This is a genomic window from Tepidisphaeraceae bacterium (assembly GCA_035998445.1).
GTDB lineage: Bacteria > Planctomycetota > Phycisphaerae > Tepidisphaerales > Tepidisphaeraceae > DASYHQ01.
Genome location: DASYHQ010000028.1, coordinates 60,797 through 84,838 on the forward strand (window position 1 = coordinate 60,797; position 24,042 = coordinate 84,838).

Annotated in this window: 17 protein-coding genes; 13 read left to right on the plus strand and 4 right to left on the minus strand. The window is 64.1% G+C overall.

Annotated elements, in window-relative coordinates; genetic code table 11:
- The first annotated feature begins 505 nt into the window (after positions 1 to 505).
- From VGN72_12175 to VGN72_12185, 3 genes are all read left to right on the plus strand, one after another.
- Positions 506 to 1,201 (plus strand): hypothetical protein, encoded by a 696-nt coding sequence (locus tag VGN72_12175; protein HEV7300116.1) that lies wholly within the window; start codon positions 506 to 508, stop codon positions 1,199 to 1,201.
- A gap of 260 nt (positions 1,202 to 1,461) precedes the next feature.
- On the plus strand, positions 1,462 to 2,964 hold the full coding sequence (locus VGN72_12180; GenBank protein ID HEV7300117.1) for a DEAD/DEAH box helicase: 1,503 nt from the start codon (positions 1,462 to 1,464) through the stop codon (positions 2,962 to 2,964).
- A gap of 202 nt (positions 2,965 to 3,166) precedes the next feature.
- Entirely contained in the window at positions 3,167 to 3,532 is a 366-nt protein-coding gene (locus tag VGN72_12185) for a glyoxalase superfamily protein (protein ID HEV7300118.1), read from the plus strand.
- A 69-nt stretch (positions 3,533 to 3,601) separates the two neighbouring features.
- Here the strand turns inward: VGN72_12185 and lpxA are convergent, their stop codons facing one another.
- The 4 genes from lpxA to VGN72_12205 form a co-directional block, all read right to left on the minus strand.
- A complete protein-coding gene (lpxA, locus tag VGN72_12190; protein HEV7300119.1) occupies positions 3,602 to 4,405 on the minus strand; it encodes an acyl-ACP--UDP-N-acetylglucosamine O-acyltransferase in 804 nt (267 codons plus the stop codon).
- Between the two features lie 97 nt (positions 4,406 to 4,502).
- On the minus strand, positions 4,503 to 5,819 hold the full coding sequence (gene fabZ, locus VGN72_12195) for a 3-hydroxyacyl-ACP dehydratase FabZ (protein HEV7300120.1): 1,317 nt from the start codon (positions 5,817 to 5,819) through the stop codon (positions 4,503 to 4,505).
- 213 nt (positions 5,820 to 6,032) lie between these two features.
- Positions 6,033 to 6,299: a hypothetical protein gene (locus tag VGN72_12200; protein ID HEV7300121.1), complete on the minus strand. Its 267-nt coding sequence runs from the start codon at positions 6,297 to 6,299 to the stop codon at positions 6,033 to 6,035.
- Positions 6,300 to 6,664: 365 nt separating this feature from the next.
- The gene (locus VGN72_12205; protein ID HEV7300122.1) at positions 6,665 to 6,991 is read right to left on the minus strand and encodes a PilZ domain-containing protein; all 327 of its coding nucleotides are present in this window, start codon (positions 6,989 to 6,991) and stop codon (positions 6,665 to 6,667) included.
- A gap of 572 nt (positions 6,992 to 7,563) precedes the next feature.
- Between VGN72_12205 and VGN72_12210 the strand changes: the two genes are divergently transcribed.
- The 10 genes from VGN72_12210 (at position 7,564) to VGN72_12255 (ending at position 23,404) form a co-directional block, all read left to right on the plus strand.
- The gene (locus VGN72_12210; protein ID HEV7300123.1) at positions 7,564 to 12,606 is read left to right on the plus strand and encodes an FtsX-like permease family protein; all 5,043 of its coding nucleotides are present in this window, start codon (positions 7,564 to 7,566) and stop codon (positions 12,604 to 12,606) included.
- A gap of 122 nt (positions 12,607 to 12,728) precedes the next feature.
- Positions 12,729 to 14,735, plus strand: a complete 2,007-nt coding sequence (locus VGN72_12215) for a hypothetical protein (protein ID HEV7300124.1) — start codon at positions 12,729 to 12,731, stop codon at positions 14,733 to 14,735.
- 106 nt (positions 14,736 to 14,841) lie between these two features.
- Complete coding sequence (locus VGN72_12220; protein ID HEV7300125.1) at positions 14,842 to 16,929, plus strand: DUF6785 family protein; 2,088 nt, start codon at positions 14,842 to 14,844, stop codon at positions 16,927 to 16,929.
- Positions 16,930 to 16,995: 66 nt separating this feature from the next.
- A complete protein-coding gene (locus VGN72_12225; GenBank protein ID HEV7300126.1) occupies positions 16,996 to 17,925 on the plus strand; it encodes a hypothetical protein in 930 nt (309 codons plus the stop codon).
- Positions 17,922 to 18,302, plus strand: a complete 381-nt coding sequence (locus VGN72_12230) for a PqqD family protein (protein ID HEV7300127.1) — start codon at positions 17,922 to 17,924, stop codon at positions 18,300 to 18,302. Before VGN72_12225 ends, VGN72_12230 begins: the two co-directional genes overlap by 4 nt.
- A gap of 69 nt (positions 18,303 to 18,371) precedes the next feature.
- Positions 18,372 to 19,388 (plus strand): FtsX-like permease family protein, encoded by a 1,017-nt coding sequence (locus VGN72_12235; protein ID HEV7300128.1) that lies wholly within the window; start codon positions 18,372 to 18,374, stop codon positions 19,386 to 19,388.
- Between the two features lie 111 nt (positions 19,389 to 19,499).
- The gene (locus tag VGN72_12240) at positions 19,500 to 20,297 is read left to right on the plus strand and encodes an ABC transporter ATP-binding protein (GenBank protein HEV7300129.1); all 798 of its coding nucleotides are present in this window, start codon (positions 19,500 to 19,502) and stop codon (positions 20,295 to 20,297) included.
- Positions 20,298 to 20,347: 50 nt separating this feature from the next.
- Positions 20,348 to 20,929, plus strand: a complete 582-nt coding sequence (locus VGN72_12245) for a Uma2 family endonuclease (GenBank protein HEV7300130.1) — start codon at positions 20,348 to 20,350, stop codon at positions 20,927 to 20,929.
- An 86-nt stretch (positions 20,930 to 21,015) separates the two neighbouring features.
- The gene (locus VGN72_12250; GenBank protein ID HEV7300131.1) at positions 21,016 to 22,659 is read left to right on the plus strand and encodes a GNAT family N-acetyltransferase; all 1,644 of its coding nucleotides are present in this window, start codon (positions 21,016 to 21,018) and stop codon (positions 22,657 to 22,659) included.
- Positions 22,660 to 22,867: 208 nt separating this feature from the next.
- Positions 22,868 to 23,404, plus strand: coding sequence for a hypothetical protein (locus VGN72_12255; GenBank protein ID HEV7300132.1), 537 nt, complete (start codon positions 22,868 to 22,870; stop codon positions 23,402 to 23,404).
- Positions 23,405 to 24,042 lie beyond the last annotated feature (638 nt).

Sequence of the window (24,042 nt, forward strand, 5' to 3'; positions counted from 1 at the left end):
ACCGGCGGACCCTACAAGACTTTTCCTCGCCGTCCCCTTTCCTCGCCCCTACCGCAGACGGAGAGCCGGCACGCCCACCTTACCTGACTTCTTGGAGAGGAAAGTTGGCGTCTCGGAGAGGAAAGAATTCTTCTCGGAGAGGAAAGAAGTCTTCTAGGAGAGGAAAGAAGTCTTCTAGGAGGGGAAAGAAGTCTTCTCGGAGGGGAAAGAATTCTTCTCGGAGGGGAAAGAAGTCTTCTTGGAGAGGAAAGAAGTCTTTTAGGAAAGGAAAGTTGACGGCGTTTCTTGGAAAGAGCGGGGCGGGGTTGGACGGATGCGGGCGGGGCGGACGCGCGGCAGCCGCGGGGCGTGGGGGTCTATCGGACGTGGGGGGGTGAGTCGGATTATTCGGGTGAATCCGCAAAAGTCGGCTCGGGATCGGGCCGAAATGGTTTGCAACGGCGGCGGCGGCACGGTGCGTGCGGCCGGGACCGACCGAACGCCATTCAACAGAAGGAGCATTCTCATGGCGGACTTTCTCCCAGGGCGCGAGCCGGAGCTCGCGACGTGGTCGGTTGACTTTCTCGCCAACGTGGGCGTGATTGGTGCTACTAACCTCGGTTTGGTTAGCGCACAGCAGACGGCCCTGCAGGCGGCGGTCGACGCGTTCGTCAGCGCCTACGGCCTGGCGACCAACCCGGCGACGCGGACGAAGCCGAGCGTTCAGCTCAAGTCGACCATGAAGGAGCAAATGGTCGCGCTGATCCGTCAGCTCGCGGGCGTCATTCAAAAGCACCCGCAGACGACCGATGCGCAGCGGGCGCAGCTCGGGCTGACGGTGCCGCGCGTGCCGCGGCCGGCGACGGCGCCGGGGGAGCCGCACGACTTCAAGGTGATGCTGCAGAGCGACGGGTCGCTGAAGATGACGTGGAAATGCGACAACCACGGCACGGGCGGCACGATGTACCAGATCTTCCGGCGCATCGGCGCGGGCAGTGAGTTCCAGTACATCGGCGGCGCGGGCAGCAGGCAGTTCGTCGACACGACGATGCCGGAGGGCGCGGCGCAGGTGACGTACCAGGTGCAGGGCGTGCGGCCGACGGCGGTCGGGCCCTGGGCGCAGTTCAACGTGAACTTCGGCGGCGGCGGCAGCGGCGCGATGGCGTCGAGGCTGTCGGTGACGGCAGGCAAGACGGGGACGAGCCCGAAGATCGCGGCTTAGGCCGACGTCTGACGGATGAAGTGAAGAGCGGGGCGCGGCCTGTGTGGCGCGCCCCTTTCCTTTGCGCGGAGGGCGGGGCGCCGTCCGCACTTCATCCTTCATCCTTCATCCTTCATCCTTCGGCCTTCATCCTTCGGCCTTCAGACTTCGGCCTTCCCCTTCCCCTCGCTTGTTCGACCGGTGGGCGGCGGATAAGATTTGGCGCGTTTGGCGAACGACGCCAAGGCGAACGGACCCGTCCCCGCGATTCACAGAGCATTATGACCGACAAGTCTGAACACCCGCCCGTGCCTGAAGCGTTCGCCGTCCTTGGGCTTCGCCCGTCGCTGTTGCGCGGGTTGGCGGAGGCGAAGTTTACGACGCCGTCGGAGATTCAAGCGCTGCTGATCCCCGAGGCGCTGCAGGGCGGGGACATTCTCGGGCAGGCCCGCACCGGCACCGGTAAGACGGCGGCGTTTGGGCTGCCGGTGTTGCAGCGGGCGGAGAAGGGGCTGGCGACGCAGGCGCTGATCCTCGTGCCCACGCGCGAGCTGGCGGTGCAGGTGGAAGAGGAGATCAAGCGGCTGGGGCAGTACACGCCCATCCGCACGGTGGCGGTGTATGGCGGGCAGAAGATCGCGGCGCAGATGAAGTACTTGAAGCATGGGCCGGAGATTGTGGTCGGCACGCCGGGGCGGGTGATCGATCTGCTGGATCGGCGGATATTGACGCTGGAGAACATCAAGTACGTCATCCTGGACGAGGTCGACCGCATGCTCGACATCGGGTTCCGCGATGACATTCGGAACATCCTGTCGCGCGTGAAGGGGATGAAGAAGCGCGTGCCGCAGGATGCGCGGGAGGGCGCGCCGCAGGACGAGGCGGCCGTCGGGCAATCGTCCGACGCCGGTGACGACGTGCAACAGCCCGCGGACGATGGGCGGCATCAGACGATCTTCGTGAGCGCGACGATCTCGGAGGAGATTGAGAAGCTGGCCCGGCGGTACATGGTGGAGCCGGTGAAGAAGCTGATCGCGCCGGGGGCGGATGAGAAGCCGACGGTGGAGAAGGTTGAGCAGTACTACTTCAGCGTGCAGCCGTGGGACAAGTATCGGCTGATGCGGCTGCTGCTGGAGAAGGAGAACCCGGATCTGGCGATCATCTTCTGCCGCACGAAGCGCGGGGCCGAGAAGCTGGCCAAGAAGCTGCACGCCGACGGGATCGAGTGCCGCGAGATCCACGGCAATCTGGCGCAGAACAAGCGCGACCACGTGATGAAGGGCTTTAAGGGGGGCAAGTTCGACGTGCTGATCGCGACCGACCTCGCCAGCCGTGGGATTGACGTGGCGGACATCAGCCACATCGTGAACTACGATATTTCGGAAGACCCGGAGGTGTACGTCCACCGCGTCGGCCGAACCGCGCGTATGGGCAAGGGCGGCAAGGCGTTCACGTTCGTGACGAAGGAGCAGGGGGACGAGCTGACGAAGGTCGAGAACCTCATCAACATGCAGATCCCGCAGGCGACGCTGGAGGGCTTCGAACCCCGCCCCGCGCCCGCAGACTGGACCGACTTCAAGCCCGGCGAGTTCCCCGGGGCCAGCGGGGGTGGGCAGGCGACGGTGAATCGCTTCCAGCGACCGTACGGCGCGACGGCCAGTTCTTCTGCGTCAACGCCCGCGACTGGCGAGGCGGGGGCCTCTGAACCCATCGTGCTGAAGGGCCCACCGCGGACGATCGGGTCGAAGATCCCGATCAACCGCCGCCACAAGCGCCGGCGGTAGAGCGAGAGGGGTTCACATGATCTGAGCGATGCGACTCCGGTCCCCTCTCCCGGTACTCCGGGGGAGGGTTAGGGTGGGGGCCACTGCGCCCTGCATCGCGATCCCAGCAAGCGCCCCTCCCCAGCCCTCCCCCGCGAGTACACGGGAGAGGGGGTTAAATCCTGGCGCTCGAAAGCCGTCTCGCGGCGAAGGAACCCAAACCATGCAACGCGCGCTCCCCGTCCTGCGAATCGATGATGCTTCATCCGCCAAGGCGTTCTACGTCGATTGGCTGGGGTTCGCGGTGGATTGGGAGTTCCGGTTCGGTGACGACTTCCCGGTCTATATGCAAGTGTCGCGGGGCGCGCTGGTGTTGCACCTGTCTGAACACAAGGGAGACGCCTCGCCAGGTGGGATGGCGTTAATCGAAGTGGACGACCTCGACCGGCTCTGGCGGGAGTGGCAGGCCAAGCGGCCGGACATGGGTGCCAAGCCAGAGCGGGCGCCGTGGAACGCGCTCGCGATGCGGCTGCGCGATCCATTTGGGAACACGCTGGCGTTCAATCAGACGTTGTCGGACTCGGCTTAGGTAACGCAAAGCGGGTGGGCGCTGCGCGATCCGCCCGTGGGGACGGTACCAGATTTGAATGCGTACTGATCAATGCCCGCGGCGGCTTTCGAGGTAGCGGCCGCCTTTGCCTTCGTCGCGCTTGCGCATGAAGTCGACGAGCTTCTTCACGTGCGGGTTGATCCCGTTCAACGTGTCGAACTCGGCCAGCGCCTGGGCGAAAGGCTTGGTGCGGTAATAGAACAAACGGCGGGCGGCGTCGTCGATGGCGTCGATGTCGGCGTTGGCGAAGCCACCGCGGCGCAGGCCGACGACGTTCACGCCGCGCACGACGTTGGGGCCGTCAATCTTCATGAACGGCGGGGCGTCGTGGGTAATGCGGCTGTAGGCGGTGATGAAGCAGAACTCGCCAAGCGTAACGCGCTGGAAGATGCCGGCGCAACCACCCAAGGTGACGTTGTTGCCTAGCACGACGTGCCCACCGAGCATAGCGTTGTTGATGAGCGTGCAGTTGTTGCCGACGAGCGCGTCGTGTCCGACGTGCGCGTTGACCAGCAGCATGTTGTTGTCGCCGATGCGCGTGATGCCACCGCCCAGTTCGGTGCCGGCGTGAACGGTGACGGCCTCGCGGAAGATGTTGTTGTCGCCGATCTCCACGCGGGTCTGTCCGCCGGTGGCCTTGCGGTCCTGTGGCGGGGCGCCGAGGACGGCGTTGGGGAAGATCTCGTTGTTGCGGCCGATCGTGGTGATGCCGGTGATGGTGACGTTGTTGTGCAGCCGTGTGCCTGCGCCCAGCGTGACGTTCGGCCCGATGATGCAGAACGGACCCACCTCCACATCGTCATCAAGACGCGCGGCAGGGTCGACCAGAGCATGGGGCGATATCTTGGACATTATTGCGATTGCCGATTTGCGATTTTCGATTTTCGATTGATGGAGAGCATGGTCCTTATCCTCAATCGCAAATCGGCAATCGCAAATCGCAAATTCCTCACACCGGTTCCGCGTCCACCAACATGAACTTGATGTCGGCTTCGCAGGCCATCTTGTCTCCAACGAACGCTTTGCATCGCACGTGACCGGTTCGGCTTTTCACGCGAACGGTCACGGCTTCCAGAATTAATTGGTCCCCGGGCACCACCGGGTGCCGCATCTTCACCTTATCCATGCTTAGCAGAACCGCAAGCTTGCCCGTGTGCTCGAGCTTTCGGCTGAGCAGCAGGCCACCCAGTTGTGCCAGGGCTTCCACGATCAGCACGCCGGGCATGATGGGCGTGCCGGGGTAGTGGCCCTGGAAGAAGATGTCGTTGAACGTGACGTTCTTCACGCCGACCGCGCGCTCGTCGCCGTCCATTTCCAGGACGCGGTCGACCAGCAACATGGGGTAGCGGTGGGGGAGCAGTCGCTGGATCTTCCTTATGTCCATCACCGCGTCGCGCTTGAACAGCGCCTGGCGGTCGGTGACCTCCTGCTGTTCCAGCAACCGCTTGGCCAGCAGGTGGTTGAGCGCATGGCCACTGTGCGACGCGACGATGCGCCCGAAGACCGGCCGACCGACCAGGCGAAGGTCACCGATGAGGTCTAGCACCTTATGGCGGGCGCACTCGTCGGCGAAGCGGAAGGCGTTGTCGAGCGGGCCGTTTTCGGAGATGACGAGCAAATCGCGCGTCGTTAAGTGGCTACCGATGCCACGGGCCTTGGCCTCTTCCACTTCGCGTTCGAAGATGAACGTGCGGGCCGGGGCGATCTGATTGACGAAGTCGTCGGCGCCCAGCGTGAAGCTGACGGTCTGCCGGCCGACGGGGGCGCCGGCCTCGAAGTCGTAGATGATCTCCAGCCGATCCGTCGGGCCCGGAAGGGCGGCGATCGTCGCGTGGTCGCTGTTGACCTGAAGGGGCTTCCTAATGACCAGCGGGTCGAGCGCCTCGGCCTGGTCGTCAAAACCGGCGTCCGTCAGCAGATCGACGAACGGCTTGCTGCTGCCGTCTCCACTCGGTAACTCACCGGCCAAGCCACCGCTCACGCGCACGTTGGCGTTGGAGACGCCCATGCCCGCCAGGGCGGCCATTACGTGCTCCACGGTTTCCACCCAGAGCGTGCCGTTCTTCAGGCAGGTTCTGCGGGGGCGTTTCAGGACGTTGGAGACGAGCGCGGGGATTCGGGCCGTCTTCCCCTCCTGCTCACGGATGAACGTGATGCCGCTATCCGGCTCGGCTGGCGCAAAGGTCAGCGTCGCCGGCTCCCCGGAGAACAGGCCGGGGCCGGTAAGGGAGACTTCTCTCGAGATGGTTCGTTGGCGATCGGTCACGGCTTGTCGTCGTGGCGCATGCTACCAGAAACTTCGACCGATGTTGAGGGGAGGATGAGCAGGAGGGCGTTATCGGACCTGCCCGGCGGCGGAAACAGGACCCGATCGCTTCAATTGATTCACGTCACCATCGCTTGGTGTCAGCTTTCGATCGCCTGTTCGCACGTAAGAATGGGCACGCGATGGTTGATGCCAAGTGCAGATGGCGAGCAGTTACTGCGCGGCGCTGGTCGGTCCATGTTGCGTCGCGACCTCGGTCACTTGGGAGCACATAGACTTGAAGCCATCGGTTTCGGACAGGATCGACAGGGCTTCTTCCAGGCTGTCCAGTTCCTGCTTGGTAATGATGACGCAGCGTTCGTCGCACCCGTTGCGAGTGATCTCGATGCGCGATCGGCGTTGGACGACCAACTCGTGCAAGCGCGCCAGCCCGGTGCCCACGCCAGCCGCCTCTAATGTCTGATAACCGTCGGCAGACATACCTGTTACTCCCGCAGAATCCCGTGTTTGCTTACCTGGCTTCACCATCGAAGACAGGCCGTCTCACGTCTGTCATCCTTATGGAAACTATCGTCCAAAGGTTCGGTCTGAACCGTGGAATTCTGGGATCAGGATTATCGGACGTTGGCAGTCTAGGCAGGGGAGAATGATGCTAACTCCGACGTGAGTTTGGCCTTCGGCCTAGCTCATTTCGGAGTTAGGAAGGACCACGGGCCGGAGGCCGCCCATGTCACGACGGATTCTCCGAAAGATCTCCGCAACTGGCGACTGGCAAGAACGGGGGAGATCCTTCGGAGTACCTCAGGATGACGAGGCGGAAAATCGCCGCAGGCTATGCTGTTGAACTATAACGCTTTACGGAACTGGACAGCCATCTCGTACTTGCCGTTGCTGAGAGGGCGGGAGCGCACGACCTCGCACAAATGCGATGCAGCCGCGCCGCCGTCGGGCTTAACGTCCATCCGACAATTTTGGCCAACAGCCAGCTCTTCGCGCAGCAGGAACGTCACGCCGGCGAACGCGAGGTCGCGCGTCATGATGTCGTGGACCGTGTTGGCGCTGGGGCCATCTAGGATAGTCAGTACCGCTTTATGCTGCATGGGTTTACGCAGATCACGGCGACGTTCATTGTGGGGCACAAGGGCCACCGAGCGGGCGGGAATGGTGCTCATAACTTCACACTGCCTCTAACGGGAGATGATGAGATGTCCTCAACGGCGTGGCCTGCCTGCATCCTCAGACAATCAGCCAATCTGGCGAGTCAGTAACTCCGTCACTGTCATTTCCAGGAACTGGGCCTGCAACGCGACCACTTCCGGGTTGGGGAACCCGAATCGCAACGCAAGTCCAACTACAACTGATACGGAACGCCCCATTCGGCGGGGTAAGCGATACAAAGCATACCGCGTGCCGGAAGACTCTTTTTACTCGCGAGGGCGCCGGATTGTCAATTTTCACCCCGCTGTCGATACTTTCGGTTATAAATCTGAAGCGTTGGGTCCGCCAAATCATCGGCGCGCGACGGTTGCCAATTGACCGTTCATCGATACCATCTAAGTTGTTCATTGACGCTGAACAACCTCACTTTGATCCGCGCATCTGTCGGTTTACAACGCATCGTATAACTCGCTGTATAAGTGGTACTTGCCTTAAGGCAAGGCTAACGGAGGGCGGTCCCCTGAGTCCGATCAATCTCACGCCATTGCCGTCCCGTGAACCCCTGTTGTTCCCTTGCCGCCGTATCATGAATCGCAATTTTACGTTTGTGCGCGCGCGAATGCTGCTGCGGGTGTGCTGCATCGTCCTGTTTTTAGGTCAGACCAGCAAAGCCGAGGTAAGCGTCGGTCAATTCGACGCGGACCTGCGGGCCATTGCGTCGTCCCCCAGCCGAGTGATCGGTAGCGAGGGGTACGAGAACACGGTCGAGTACGTTGAGGCCGAACTGGCGAAACTGGGGGACGCGGTTGAAGTTCGGCGGCAGACCTTTCCGGTGATGGTGCCATTCACCACGTCGGCGACAATGGAGATCGCGACCGAGGGGGGCGGGCCCCGCGTCGAGCAGATTTATCCCTTTTGGCCCGCAACGGTGCGGGTGAACGCGACACCGGCCGAAGGCATCAGCGGGCGAATCGTTTATCTAAAGGAAGCCGCGCCGGACCAGATCAAGCCGGCCTCGGTGAAGGGTCAAATTGCCGCAATCGACGCCAAGGCGGGCGTTCGGTGGCAACAGGTGGCGTACTTCGGCGCGTCGGCCATCTTGATCCTGGGCGATGAGCAAACCACTCACGTCGACCTGCGCTCGCACGACGTGCCGGTGCCGGTCAACATGCCGCGATTTTACGTGCCGGCCGGCCCCTTGGCCGACTCGATCCGCGCTGGCGCGTTCACCGACACCGACGTCGCGACATTGAAGGCGGCCGTTAGTTGGAAGCAGGTGAACGCGGTCAACCTGTACGCGTTCATCAAACCGTCCGCCCCCGCGCCCGAAGGCTGGGAACGGTCGACCCCGCCAGCGGCCATCACCTTCGCGGTGCCACTGGAAGCCAGTGGCCTCGTCCCCGATCTGGCCAACGGCGCCGGCCAAGCCGTGCAGACTGCCGCCGGGCTTGCGATAGCGCGCGAGTTGGCTCAGCAACCGGTCCGCCGCCCCGTGATGATGGCGTTCACCGGCGCCGACAGCATCGCGCAGCTTGGCACGCGCAACATGTTTATGGCCTTGGCGGATCCCCCGGCCAAGTGGCGCGTGAAGTTGACCGAACTGGAAACGTCCGAGCGCGAGGTCGAGCAGCAGATCGCGCGGGTGGAGGAGTTGCAGGCGTCGCTGACGTCGATCGACACCACCGCCGACCGATTGCTGATCGACCGCATCAAGAAGCTCATCGAGACGGACGCCGCGCTCCAGCAGGAGGCGCTGTTCCGTTACCGGTTGATGCGCCCCAGCGAGATGTCCGAGGAGCTGCGCACCCATGTTCGCGGGCTCGAGGACAACCAGGTGCTGCTGGGCGCGATCCGCGCCGCATTCGACCAGCGTCCGGAAGAGCTGACCAAGCCTGCGAACAAAGACTTGGCCACCTATTACCTGCAGCGCGCGATGGAGCGCCTTGCCGGCGCGACCGGCAAGCTGGGGCTGAAGCAGAATTACGCCGAGCGGCGCGCGCAGCTCCAGCGGCGCATCGACCTCTACGAGTGGCTCGCCGGTCGGTTGAATCGTGATCCGAACCCGAGCGGCAAGGCCAACAACTCGCGCCTGATCGAGGCGCTGATCGCGCTGGACCTGTCCGACGGCGGCGTGCGCGTGGGGCCGATGTTCTTCGGCAACGCGCTGCGGTCGTCGAACATCAGCCAGATCCAGGAGTTCGGCGACTGGTTTCAGCGCCAGCAACGGGCGGCCGAGAGCGGTGAGGGGGGTGACTGGGTCACGCGCACCGCCGGCGTGATCGATCTGGAACCCTTGAACAACTCACGTTCGCCGTCAAGCTGGCTCGCCGGCCCGCTGCCGATCGGCACCGAGGTCGCGCAGGCGTGGGGCGTACCGGGCTTTTCACTGATCACGCTCGACGACATGCGCCCGCGCCGCGACACGCCGGCCGACACGATGGAGATGCTGACGGCCGAGCGGCTGAACAGCACGATCGTGCCGCAGCTGCAGGCCGTCAGCACGATGATCCGCCCCGCGCTGAACGATGCTCGGTTTGCCGGTCAGATCGAACTGAAGTGGGACACGAACGAGATCGCGGGCCAGGTGGTCAGCCTCGCATCGGGCCGACCGGTACCCGACCTGCCGCGCGAGGGGTTCCACGCGACGTACTACTATGCGAACAACGGCAACGGGAAGATTCCCGCGCTGAAGTTTTACACACCGTCGATCGGCCTCCGCCGTATGGAATTGATCCCCACCGACGCCGAGGGCCGCTACCGCTTTGAAGGCCTGCCGCGCAACGGTGACTACAACGGGCTGGCGGTGCACGTCTACACGATCACGCCGGGCACCGGCGCGATCACCGCGTCCAGCGACCTCGGCAAGAGCGGCAGCGAGATCAAGTGGTTCGCCGACATCAGGCAGACGAACCAGCAGATGCGCAGCATCGTCTTCCAGTGCGCCGAGTTCTCGCTGTTCGGCCTGTACGACCCGCGCTTCCTGCAGAGCCTGGGTGAACTGCTGCCATTGGACGCGCGCCGCAACGCCGAGCCGCAACGGTTCAGCTTCCTCATTCGCGACCAGATGCTCGCGGGCTTCACCGAGCCCTCGCTCCGCGCGCTGTTGCTCTTCCGCTACGGGCGCGTGGGTAACCGGCTGATGCTGCTGAACATCGACCTGTCGGCCCAGACGCAAGGCGTCGGCGAAGGGGCGGTGGGATACACGGTTCAGCAGCTGAACGACCTGGGCGCCCTATCGATGGCGACCGTGAAGGACTTTGCAACGCTGGACGCCAAGCGATTGGCCGACTATCGAGAAGCGGGCGTGAGCAGCGAGTTGGTGGACGACCTGCACACCGGCGCCGCCAAGCAGATCGAAGCTGCTCAGGCCGCCTACGCGGCCGACGACGGCGCGGCGCTCATCGCCAACGCCAACGGCGCCTGGGCCGACGAGGCCCGCGTCTACCAGGCCGCGCAGGACATGGCCAGTGACGTCGTGCGCGCCGCCATCTTCCTGCTGCTGCTCTGCGTGCCGTTCTCGTTCTGCATGGAGCGCCTGGTGATCGGCTCGCCGAACATCTACAAGCAGCTAGGTGGCACCGCGATCTTCTTCGGCATCATGACGGCGGCGCTCTGGAGCTTTCACCCCGCGTTCAAGATCAGCTCCAGCCCGCTCGTGATCATCCTGGCGTTCGCGATCATCCTGATGTCACTGCTGGTGATGTGGGTGGTCTACGGCAAGTTCGACACGGAACTGAAGCGCATCCGCTCCGGTCGCGGCACCGGTGAGGGCGCGAGCATCGCCCGCGCCAGCGTGCTGATGAGCGCGGTGCTGCTGGGCATCGCGAACATGCGCAAGCGCAAGTTCCGCACCGCGCTGACGAGCATCACGATCGTGCTGATCACGTTCGCGGTGCTCTGCTTCACCAGCTCGTCGCGCTTCGTGGGCACCACCGCGCTGCCGACGGGCGTCGACTCGTCGCACCCGGGCCTAATGCTGCGGCAACGCGGGTTCCGCCCGATGCCCAACATCGTGCTCGACAACCTCCGCGCCGTGCTCGGCAATCAAACGCCAATGGCTCAGCGTTGGTGGAACGTGAACGCCAGCGACCCGAACGAGCAGATCCACGTCGTCGCCGCCGGCGCCGACGGCAAGCCACCGCGCATTTTTGCGGCCCAGGCGCTGCTCGGGCTGACGGCTGACGAATCACGCGTATCGCAGATCGATTCCGTGCTCGGCACCGAGGCGTTTGCCCGACTGGAGAAAGAGAAGGACATCTGCTTCCTCAGCCACGCGATCGCCAAGCAGTTGGAAGTGGATGAAGGCGACATCGTGAAGATCGGCGGGCTGGACCTGCGCGTCGCGGCGATCTTTAACGCCGAGGCGTTTGACAGCAAGGTGGCCACGCTGAGCGGTGAGTCACTGGCGCCGTTGAAGTACAGCAGCGGCGCGCTGGACGCCGGCGGTCGGAAGCTTTCGGACGCCGGCCTGGAAGACCTGGACTTCAGCGCCGACGTGTCGGCCAGCGAGGTGACGGGGGGCGCGTACGAGCACCTGTCGGCGACGCGGTTCGTGATCGTGCATGCCGACGTGTCGGCTGCGCTGCCGATGGCGTCGCTGCGCAGCGTCGCGATCCGCGTGCCGGACTTCAAGGCGGTGGTGCCGGTCGCCGACGATCTCACGCGTCGCTTCGCGATCACGACGTTCGCTGGCTACGAGGACGGCGTGAAGCTGGTGGCCGCCGGCAACCTTGCCAGCGTGAGCGGGGCGGGGCAGGTGGCGGTGCCGCTGGCGATCGCGGGCCTCATCGTCTTCAACACCATGATGGGCTCGATCGCCGAACGGCGGCGCGAGATCCACGTCTACACGTCGCTCGGCCTGGCGCCGCTGCACGTGGGCGCGCTGTTCGTCGCCGAGGCGATGACCTATGGGTTGATTGGCACCGTGTTCGGGTACGTGATCGGTCAGGGCGTCGGCACATTATTGATGCACTTGGGCTGGCTGGGTGGGGTGACGCTGAACTACAGCGGCAGCAGCGCGATGATGACGATGGGCCTGATCCTGCTGATCGTGCTGCTGTCGGCGTTGGTGCCGGCCCGGCTGGCGAGCAAGATCGCCGCCCCGAGCATCGAGCGCAGCTGGCGCGTGCCACTGCCCAAGGACGACGAGATCCGCGCTGTCCTGCCGTTCACGATCAACAAGACCGCCGCCGACGGCGCGCTGGCCTACCTGGCCGACTTCTTCGCGGCCCACCAGGAGGGCAGCATCGGCAAGTTCAGCGCCGGTAAGGTGGAAGCTTTCACCTTCGAGGACGAGCACGGCCGCAGCAGCCGCGGGCTGAAGACCGTGATCTGGTTGACGCCGTTCGATCTGGGCGTCCGCCAGCACCTCATGCTGCTGATCCACCCCGGCGAGTACCCCGAGATCTACGAGGTCCAGGTCCTCCTCCAACGCCTCAGCGGCGACGACGGCAGCTGGTACCGCATGAACCGCACGTTCCTCACCGAACTGCGCAAGCAGTTCCTCGCCTGGCGATCCCTGTCCCCGCAACGCATGCTCGACTTCGTCGAAGAGAGCAAGGTCCTCTTCGCCCAAACCCCCGAACGCGTCGTCACGACGGCGGGGGGCGAGGCGGTACGTTTGGGATAAATCAGCGGCCCACGAATGGGCACGAATAAGACGAATCATTCGAGTCGATTCGTGACCATGGGTGGGCGGTCTGCGACTGCGACTGAAGGAATGACGGACAACGGACAGAGAACTGATAACCGATGAAAGAAGATCTCGAACTAAAACAGTTCCGCGAGCTGATGCCCACGCCCGATCGTTGGGAAGAAGGCTTTGGCTATAAGGCCATGTTCGGCGCGCTGTTCGTCGGGCTGATCATGACGCCGGCGAGCATGTACATGCAGCTGGTCGTCGGACAGGACGTGGGGTCGGCGGCGCAGTGGGTGACGATCATCCTCTTCATCGAGGTTGCCCGCCGGTCGTTCACGGTCCTGAGCCGGCCCGAGATCTACGTGCTGTACTACATGGCGGGGGCGGCCATCGTGCAGGGATCGGGCGGGTTGCTCTGGAACCAGTTCCTGATCCAAAGCGACGCATTTCGATCGTTCGGCATAACAGACAAAATACCCTCGTGGGTCGCGCCCGGCAGTCCGGACGTGCTGGGCCAGCGGACGTTCTTTCACCCCGCATGGCTGGTCCCCATTGGGCTGATGGCGCTCGGCCAAGTGCTGCAGCGCGTCGACCACTTTGGCTTGGGCTACGTGATGTACCGGCTCACCAGCGACGTCGAGAAGTTGCCGTTCCCCATGGCACCGGTCGGCGCGCAGGGCATTACGGCACTGGCCGACGCGTCGGGCGGCAAAGAGACCTGGCGATGGCGGGTGTTCAGCTTCGGCGCGATGCTCGGCATGCTGTTCGGCGCGATCTACATTTCACTGCCGGCCGTCAGTGGCGCGTTTCTGCCCGAGGGCATCGCGATCTTTCCGATTCCGTTCAAGGATTTGTCGCTCAACACTGAGTCGTTCCTGCCCGCCACGCCGATGATGATCAGCTTCAACCTCGGTTTGGTGCTGGCGGGCATGGTGCTGCCGTACTGGGCGATGGTGGGGAGCCTGATCGGGTTGATCTTTACGATCGTGCTGAACCCCACGCTGCAGAACATGGGCATCCTGAAGACGTGGGCGCCCGGCACGCCGGCGCTGAACACGATCAACGCCAATTACCTCGACTTCTACCTCTCGTTCGGCCTGGGCCTGACCGCCGCCATCGCGATCATCGGGTTCTGGCACGTCTTCAGCGGGCTGCGCAGCAAGAAGAAGACGATCGACGATAACTCAACCACGACCATCCAGTGGCGCAACCTGTTCCACCCACCGGCGGGGCGCGGCGACATCTCGATCTGGATCGGCCTGGGGATCTACGTCGGCTCGATGTGCATCACGATCGCGCTCGCCTGGATCCTGCTGGCGATGGCGCACCGCGACAACCCGGCCAACAGCGCGATCTCGTACACGCTGATCGGCGTGCTGGCGTTCTACGGGTTCATCTACACGCCGATCATCAGCTACGTGTCTGCCCGCATGGAGGGCATCATCGGCATGAGCGTGCAGGTGCCGTTCGTGCGCGAGGCGACCTTCATCATGACCGGCTATCAGGGCGCCGCAATCTGGTTTGCGCCGTTCCCGGCGTACAACTACGGTGCCCAGACCGTCTACTTCCGCCAAACCGAACTGACCGGCACGAAGATCACCAGCATGATCAAGGCCGAGGCCTTCGTCATGCCCATCGTGATCGTCGCGACGCTGGTCTTCAGCCAGTTCATCTGGCGCATCGCGCCGGTGCCCAGCAGCGCGTTCCCCTACGCCCAGCAGTTCTGGGAGGTGACGGCATACCGGCAGGCAATCGTGATGAGCAGCACGCTGCCCGGCGGGGAAAACGGACCGTTCTACGAGGCGTTCAACACCGTTTACCTCGGTGTGGGCCTGGTGGCGGCGTTGGGGTCGTACGCGATCATGTCGTTCCTCGGGCTGCCGATCCTGCTGGTGTACGGCGTGATTCGCGGGATGGACCAGAGCACGCCCGACGTCATCCTGCCACAGTTCATCGGCGCGGTGCTGGGACGGTTCGTGCTCGCCAAACGGTTCGGTGACATGTGGCCGCAGTACCGCGTGGTCTTCTTCGCGGGCTACGCGTGCGGCGTGGGGCTCATCTCGATGCTCAGCCTGGGGCTGGTCTTTATGAGCAAGAGCGTGTTTCAGGCAACGTATTAGGGAATTGCCGGTTTGCGGTTCCGCTTGTGATCGAACGACCGGAGGCGATCGCTTCCGCTCCCCCAATCGCAAGGTGGCAGTCGCAGCCCGAAAATCGACGAACTCCATGTCCGATCCCAACCTTACCATTCCCGCGCGTCGCGCCGTGAACCTGCGCAGCGTGCTGCTCGGCCTGCTCGGGGTGTTGTTCATCTGCGGGCTGACGCCGTACAACGACTATGCGGTCGGCAACACGTACCTCGTCGGCAACTTCATGCCGGTGGGGCTGCTGCTGTTCTTCCTGGTCATCGTCCTGCTGGTCAACGCACCACTGTGGCGATGGCGACCGCGGATGGCGTTCAGCGCGGGCGAACTGGCGACGGTGATGGCGATGATGCTCGTCAGCTGCGCGTTGCCCAGCAGCGGGTTGATGCGCTACCTGCCGGCGCACCTGGCCAACGTTCACCACCACGCCAACGCTCGGGCCGTGCAATATGGGGACCTGGTCGATCAGCTGAACCTGCCCGATTGGGCGTTCCCCACGTTCGCCGGTGACACGGTGCGCGAGCGGGCGAACGACGATGTGGTGAAGTACTACCGCTCGCGCATCCCCGCCGACGATGCCGACAGGTGGGGCCCGATCCTGCGGGCCTGGATCACGCCGGCCATTACGTGGGGCGCGCTGACGGCGTTCGTATTGGGCGCGGTGCTGTGCGGGTCGGTCATCGTGCGCCACCAGTGGGCGGAGAACGAACGGCTGGCGTTCCCGCTGGCGGGGGTGTACCTGTCGCTCATCGAGAGCCCCAAGCCGGGGCGCAGCCTCAACGCGCTGTTCCTCAATCGCGGCTTCTGGATCGCTGCACTGATGGTGTTCGTGATCCACGGCGTCAACGCGCTGCGCAGGTACGACCCGCAGCACTGGCCGGAGATCCCGCTCAACTTCGACCTGGGCAAGATATTCAGCGAAGGCGTACTACGGTTTACCGACTGGGGCTTAAAGGCGCAGACGCTCTACTTCTGCATCGTCGGCTTCGCGTTCTTCATCCAGTCGAGCGTCGGCTTCAGCTTGTGGTTCTTCTACGCCGTTCTGCTGCAGTTGGTGATGATCGTTTACGCGCAATCGGGCGCCGAGTTCGGGGCGGCCGCGCAGCAGGACGTGTTCTTAGGTGGGTTGATCCCGTTTGCGTTGATGATCGTCTGGATCGGGCGTGGCCACTGGGCCGCGGTCATCCGGCGAATGTTCGGTCGCGGGCGACCGACCGACCCCAAGGGACGTTACCTGCCTTACTCGATCGCAGGGTGGGGGCTGGTGGGCTGCCTCGCGGGCGTGTTCATGTGGCTGACGTTGGTCGGGATGTCGCCGATGGGCGCGATCGTGTTGATCCTCTTGATCGGCACGTTCTATCTCGTGCTGGCGCGCATCGTGGCCGAGACAGGGCTGATCTTCGTGCAGTTGATCATCCCGTTGAACCGCCCGTGGGTGTTCATGTTGCAGGACATGCCAAGCGCGCTGGCGGTGCGGCCGAGCGGCACGACGATGTTCTGGAACAACATGGCCGGCAGCATGTTCGCGCACGACATGCGCGAGGGGCTGTCACCGTTCTCGACCAACGCGCTGCGCATCGCCGACGTCGCCGAGTACGACCGCCCGAACCGTGGGCAGGGATACGGGCTGTTTGCGTGCATGGTGCTGGCGCTGGTGGTGGGCTTCGTCGTCGCCGGGGCCAGCACGCTCTGGGTCGAATACTCCTACGCCACACCACTGGGCCGCGGCTCGACGAACCTGTTGAACCACTACGCGGTAGATATAACCCCGGTGTCGCAAGTGCTCGACCCGACCGCCGCCTTCATCGCGCCGAACAACGGTCCGAAGGACTCGCACAACCACCTCGTCTACGCGGGGCTGGGCGTGGTGCTCGTGGGGGCGCTCAGCATGCTGCGGCTACGCTTCGTCGCCTGGCCGCTGCACCCGATCGGCTTCCTGATGGCGTTCGGGTATCCGCTGAAGCGCATCTGGTTCAGCATTCTGCTCGGCTGGCTGGCGAAGGTGATGATCGTGAAGTTCGGTGGCTCGGAGATGTTCAAGACCGCCCGGCCCGTCTTCATCGGGCTGATCGTCGGTGAAGCGGCGGCGGCGTCGTTCTGGCTGGTCGTCAGCCTGGTGATGAACGCGCTGGGCATGGAATACTTCGCGATCAGCCTGTTGCCGAACTAACGGCCATTCGCCGAGGGCGGACGCAGGCGATTGCCGCTATGTAACGAGGTTTGCAAACGAGTTAAAGTGACGACCGTGTCCTCGCCCATCCTCGACAATAATCGCCTTGACCATCAGCGTGACGGGCTGCTGGCGTGGCAGGGGTGGCACGTGCGCGTACCGACCGACTGGTCACCGATTAAGATCGAGGGTGACTTCGACCGCGGCTTTGTGGCGATGGCCGACCTGGACCGCGAGCGCATCGGCATTCGCTGGCAGCAGGCGCGCAAGAACGGCGATCCGCACAAACTGGTCGCCGCGGCGATGATAAACGAGGTCGGCGTGCTCGCCGCCGCCGAGGCGACTGCATCCAACAACGAGCATTGGTCGGCGGCCCGGCTGTACATCGAGCCCGACCCGCCGGGGCGCGACGTCTGGATCGCCTACAGCGCCGCCACCGGGCGGTTGGTGCAAATCGTTTACCAGGCCGTTCGGCGCGACAACGTGTTGCGCGACACGCTCGTGCCCCACGTTCGCGACACCGGCGAAGCAGGCGGCGCCACGCTGTGGGCTGCGTTCTGGTTGAACGTGACGCTGCCGCGGCCGATGAAACTCAACGCCCAACGGCTGAACGTGGGCGACCTAGCCCTGTCGTTCGCCACGCCCGCAGGTGAACTGCTGGTGCGCCAGATGGCCGCCGCCCGCGTGGCGCTCGCCCGGCGGCCGTTGTCGGCGTGGGTTACCGCCAACCGCGAGCCCAAGCGCTATCGGCCCGTCGACGAACCGGAGACGGTCACTGTCGCGGGCATGGCAGGTGTGATGCAGCGCTACACGCGCCGCCGGCGGCTGGTGCTGGCGCGTTGGATCCCGCGCGGGTTCGTCTCCTACTGTATGCATGACACGGCCAGCGACCGGCTGACGATCGTGCGCGCTCCCGATGACGATCTCGCGCAACAGGCGATTAACGGCATCGGCCAACTCAACGCCGCCGCCGTTGGCAAGGACGGCGGCCCATGATGCCGTTCCGCAGCAAGCCCAAGCAGAAGACGCCGACGCGCGAAGAGGCGCTGTCGGTCAAACCGCTGCGCCTGGTGGAGGCCGACGTGCAACCCGACGGGAAGGGCGGCGCTAAACTGAAGGTGCCGCTGCAGCAGTCCAAGTGGTCGGGCATGTTCTTCAAGCTGCCCAGCGGCGCGACCAAGACGTTCGAACTCGACGAGATCGGCCTGCTCGTCTGGAACGGCTGCGACGGTAAGACGCCGGTCAAGCGGCTCGTGGAAACCGTGGCGAAGCAGTATGGCGTCAGCCCGCGCGAGGCGGAGGTCTCCACCTTCGCGTTCCTGCAGACGCTGATGAAGAAGAACCTGATCGGCCTGACGACGGAAAAACAGTAAACGCCCGAGCGGGCCCCGCGCATCACGGCGCGTGGCCCAGCGGGCTGAACGTGTGGTGTAACGATGACGATGACGGCGAAAGCTTCCGGCCAAGTGCAGCGACAACGGTCGCTGCCGTTCTCCAAGGCGATCGAAATCGCCTACAAGAGCATCCGCCTGCGCCTGTCGCGCAGCCTGCTGGTGACCAGCGGCATCGTGCTGGCGCTGGCGTTCCTGATGTCGATCCTCGCCGGTGAAGCGATGATCAAGGGCATGCGCGGCTGGATCGAAGCCGCCCCCACGTCGGCCGAGTTCGAATCGTTGCGGGCGCGGCGAGCGCAGATCGATGCCAGCCGTGAACCGCTCACCGCCGCCCTTATCGCCGCGGTCGCCCGCGACCCCGCCGCCGCCACCGCAACCGTGCCCGGTGAGGCCGTTACCAGCAACTTCAACTCGGTTGAGGTGTTTGGCGGCGAACTCCCCGACATCGCCAAGGAGGTCGGTTCCCCGCTGCCCGCCGGGGCGCAGGAACTGAAGGTGGCGTTCGACCACGACCCGAAGTTGGTCGACACGATGAAGCAATGGATAGCGACCGGCCGCGATCTGCAGGCCGTTCGCGCCGAAATCACCGGCCCCCAGCAACTCGAAGCCATGCTGAAAGGTGCCGGCGTGCCCACCACGCCGGCCGAGATCGCCAACAGTAAGATTCAGACGCGCTGGCTGATCGGCCTGGCACTGATGGTCGCGTTCGCCGGCATCCTGAACGCCATGTTGATGAGCGTGACCGAACGCTTCCGCGAGATCGGCACGATGAAGTGCCTGGGCGCCCTCGACAGCTTCATCATCAAACTGTTCCTGATTGAAAGTTTGTTCCAAGGCCTCGTCGGCACGATCATCGGCGTGATCGGTGGGCTGCTGCTCAGCCTCGTTTCGGTCTGGAGCACCTACGGCGGCTTCGCGTGGAAGAACATGCAGTGGAACGAACTGATGATCGGCATCGCCGTCTGCACCGCCGTTGGCATAGGCCTGACGGTGGCGGGGGCGCTGTACCCCGCCTGGCAGGCCGCCCGCATGCAGCCGATCGAGGCGATGCGGTCCGACGTGTAGAGGATTGAAGACATGAAGTATGAAGACATGAAGCCGCGATGTTGCCTTCTTCATGTTTCATGTCTTCATGTTTCACCAACTTGAGATAAGACAAGAAACACTGGAGTACCCATGAGCACCGCAGACACCAATCCCGTCCCCGCGCCAGCCGCGGCCAACGCGTTGTCGGAGCACACCGTGCGGTCGATCGACGTCAAACGCGTCTACAAGATGGGCACCGAAGAGGTCCACGCGCTCAAGGGCGTCACCGTCAGCATCGAGCGCGGCGAGTACATCTCCATCATGGGCCCCTCCGGCAGCGGCAAGTCCACGTTCTTCAACATGATCGGCGGCCTCGACAAGCCCTCCAGCGGCAAGGTCTACATCGACGAGGTCGACATCGCGCAGCTCGACAGCTACGAGCTCGCCTGGATGCGCTGCCACAAGATCGGCTACATCTTCCAGACCTTCAACCTGCTGACCGTGCAGACCGCGCTGGAGAACGTCATGCTGCCCATGGTCTTCGCAGGCATGAACACCTCTGAAGCGCAGGACCGCGCCGCGGAGATCCTCAAGCGCGTCGAACTGGGCCACCGTTTGTTCAACAAGCCCGGCGAGATGTCCGGCGGCCAGCAGCAGCGCGTCGCCATCGCCCGCGCGTTCGCCAACGACCCCGCGATCATCCTCGCCGACGAACCGACCGGTAACCTCGATTTGAACACCGGCACGCTCATCATTAAGCTGCTGCGCGACCTGAATAAGGAAAAGGGCGTCACGATCATCAGTGCCACGCACGACCACAAGATGCTGGCCGTCTCCGACCGCATCATCTGGATCCGCGACGGCCGCGTCGACAAGATCCAGAACCGCGAAGACCTGAAGATCGAGGTTGGCACCATCGAAGGTGCCGGCGGCGAGGACGCGCATTAGCGGTAGGATTCTGTTGCTCTGCCCGCTCTGTGGGACTAAGTTGAACGGTCATGGCGCTACCCCAGCTCAAACAACGCCGCTTCACGCCAGAAGAGTATTACAAGCTCGAGCGCGACGCCGCGTACAAGAGCGACTTCTATGACGGGGAGATCTTCGACATGTCCGGGGGCACGGCCCGGCACAGCAAGATCACCTTCAACCTGAGCGTTGCAGTGGGCATGCAGCTGCGTGGCAAGACGTGCGAAGCCTACGAATCCAACCTGCGCGTCGCGATCCTCAAGACCGGCTTGCGCACCTATCCTGACGTCAGCATCTACTGCCAGCCGCTGGACTTCGACCCCGAAGACACCGGACAGACCACGGCGGTTAATCCGACCGTCGTCTTCGAGGTACTCTCGCCCTCCACCGAGCGATACGACCGTGGCCTTAAGGCCGAACAGTATCGCCAGATCGACTCGCTGACGGCCCACGTGATCGTCTGGCAGACGGAAGCGAAGATCGAGGTCTTCGCCCGCGACGGCGACGCCTGGACGCCGACCGTCGCCACGGGACTGGACGCATCAATCGTCATTCCCGGGCCGGACGTGTCGATCAAGCTTGCCGACGTCTATGACCGCGTCACGTTCGACTAAATCACTGTTGACCGAGGCGCCGGCGGCGCGGACGCGCATTAGGCAGCGCCCGGTCGCGGCCGCTGCTCGCTTTACTGGATGACGATATGGAACAGCTGCGCATTGGCATCGTCGGGGCAGCGGGGCGGGGCGCATCGTTCAAGGCCGCGTTGGACGCGTCGGGCGAGGCCGTGCTGCATGCGGTGTGCGACGCACGGGCCGATGCGCTGCCCAAAGCGCAGGCGACGCTTGGGGCCCGCGAGGCGTACGTCGATTTCGACGAGATGATCGACCGCGCCGATTTGCACGCCGTCGTCATCGCCACGCCGATGCCGCTGCACGTGCCGCAGTCGATCCGCGCGCTGTCGGCCGGTTTGCACGTGCTGTCGGAGGTGCCCGCCGGCGTCAGCATCGACGAATGCCGCGCCCTCACGGTCGCCGCCCGGCGCAGTCGCGCCGCGTACATGATGGCCGAGAACTACACGTACATTCGCACCAACGCCATCGTGCGCGAGATGGTCGCCCGCGGCCTCTTCGGCGACACCTACTTCGCCGAGGCCGAGTACGTCCACGAGATCCGTAAGTACGAGACCTTTACTCCTTGGCGCCGCCACTGGCAGCTGGGCCTGCCGGGCAACACCTACTGCACGCACTCGCTCGGGCCCGTGTTGCAGTGGATGCCCGGCCACCGCGTGACGCAGGTCGCCTGCGCTGGCTCGGGCCAGCGGCACATTGATTCGACCGGCAAGCCGTTCGAGGGAACCAACAACCTCACGCTCTGCCGCACCGACAAGGGCGGCCTGATCAAGCTGCGCCTCGATTTGCTCTCCGATCGCCCGCACGCGATGACGAACTACCAGCTTCAGGGCGCCGACGGCTGCTACGAGTCCGCCCGCGCCCCCGGCGAGCCCGACCGCGTCTGGCTGCGCGCCCGATCGACCGATGCCAACGCGTGGACGCCGCTGGCCGACCTGGCCGACGAGTTCCTGCCCGACTACTGGAAGCACGCCAGCGAGCAGGCGAAGGCCGCGGGCCACGGGGGCGGCGATTACTTCGAGGTGATGGACTTCCTCGCCGCCTGCCGTGGCACGCGCCCCGCGCCCATCGGCATCGACGCCGCCATGGACATGACCCTCCCCGGCCTCGCCTCGCAGCAGTCGGCCGCGCAGGGCGGCGCCTGGGTCGACGTGCCCGATTCGCGCCAGTGGACGGCCGACTATGTGCACCGCGACGGCCAGCTCAACATGATCTTCCCCGACCGCGCCGCCACGCCCCCGGCCGACGTGCCGCCCGGCTACGCGCTGCGCCCGTTCGACGCCGCCCGCGACGTGCCCGCCTACGCCGCGCTCATGAACAAGGCCGGCTTCGGCGACTGGCCGCCCGACCGCGTGCTGTCCACCTCGCGCAACGCGCTCGACAGCGGCCACCTGGTCATCGAACACCTCGAGACGCGCGCCCTGGTCGCCACCGCCTTAGCCAACCACTCCCCATCAGCCCTGCACCCCAACGGCGGCGAACTAGGCTGGGTCGCCGCCGACCCCGCCCACGCCGGCCGCGGCCTCGGCCGCGCCGCCTGCGCCGCCGTCGTCGCGCTGCTCCGCACGCGCGGCTACCGCCGCCTCTTCCTCCTCACCGACGACTTCCGCCTGCCCGCCATCGCCATCTACCTGCGCCTCGGCTTCGAACCGCTGCTGCACAACAACGCCATGCCCATTCGGTGGGACGCGGTCCGCACGGCGTTACGGCGATGATCGCCCAGTGAACCGGTCCGCAGAAGTTACCAGCGGACCCCAGTGGACTACGGGACTTCAAAGACTCCCGCCCCCTTTATCCCCCGACCCCTTTATCCCCGCCTGAGAAAAAAGGTCACCGCCATGGAAAAGGCACTGGGTTCACAAGCAGGCGAAGTGAAGTACGCTCGACCCATTCGGAATGCCGTGCGCGAGTAAAGGAGTGGACATGGATAGGGATGAGATTGATGGGCTTGTGAAACGATTGGGCCACTGGAATGGCGATGCGATCCTCGAGGATCTTAGCAAACTCTCTTCAGGCGATCTTGCCGATGTACTAGATTGCAAATCGAAGCTCGTTGGAGATACCGCGGCAGATATATTGGCGTCACGCGACGAGGCAGAACTGCTAGTTCGACGCTTGATCAATGATAAGGTTCTCACTGTACTCGGGCGCGTACGAGTCACGAATATACTAACCAGTATGGGTCTCTCCGCACCGGGGGCCATTGACGCGTACGTACACGTTCTCGACGATCGGAACGATGGGGTATTTAGCAACGGGCTATTCGGCATCGTCTTCATGCGCCGCCGCGACCTAATCCCTGAACTTCAGAAGCGATTGAATCAAACTCGCGCTGATTCGAGTCGCTGGGAGATGTTGACCACTGCAATCGACGCATTGGCGGCGGACGACCCGTCCGTGTTCAGCCCAGGATTCTGCGATACTACTAACGTGTGGCGGCTTGACGAACGGCGGAAATAAGGGGTCGGGCGGAAATAAGGGGTCGGGAGTCATTGTTTATCTGAATCTAAGACTCCCGACCCCTTTATCCGGCCCGACCCCTTTATCCGGCCCGAATAGTGGTCTGACCCTCACCCGCCCGCGAACGAGACGCCGCGACCGGATTCACCGCTTGACGAGGAGGCCTTCATAGTGGCGGGTTATATGCCGATCTCCGCACGTATCGGCTGAACGGCTTCGTCGGGCAAGCCATCGAACGCGGGGGGCGAAGGGAACGACAAGGTGATGCCGCACTCCTTTGCAGTACGGACGATGTTGCGGAACAACTCCAAGAACGACAACCCGGTGCTCGATCGAGAGCAGGTGAAGCTTGACTTAGCGGGATCCCAGTATACGGACCTCGCTTCTCGGTAGATGTGCTGGTACGAGGCGTGACCACCGCCAGCGAGAACGCAGTGAAGGTTCTCATCGAGAAATAGGATGGCCGAGACTGGTTCGGTGGGCATGGGCCGAGGCATATAACTAGTGATTGACCTGACCGGCGCGCGCCGATCATCGTGCGGCAGTCGCCTATTAGGCGCAGGCGGCAACTGGTGGTCAAGCGGGGGGTTACGGGCGGTGGCGGGCTGCGGTGGGCGGGATGCTATCGTGCGGGCGGC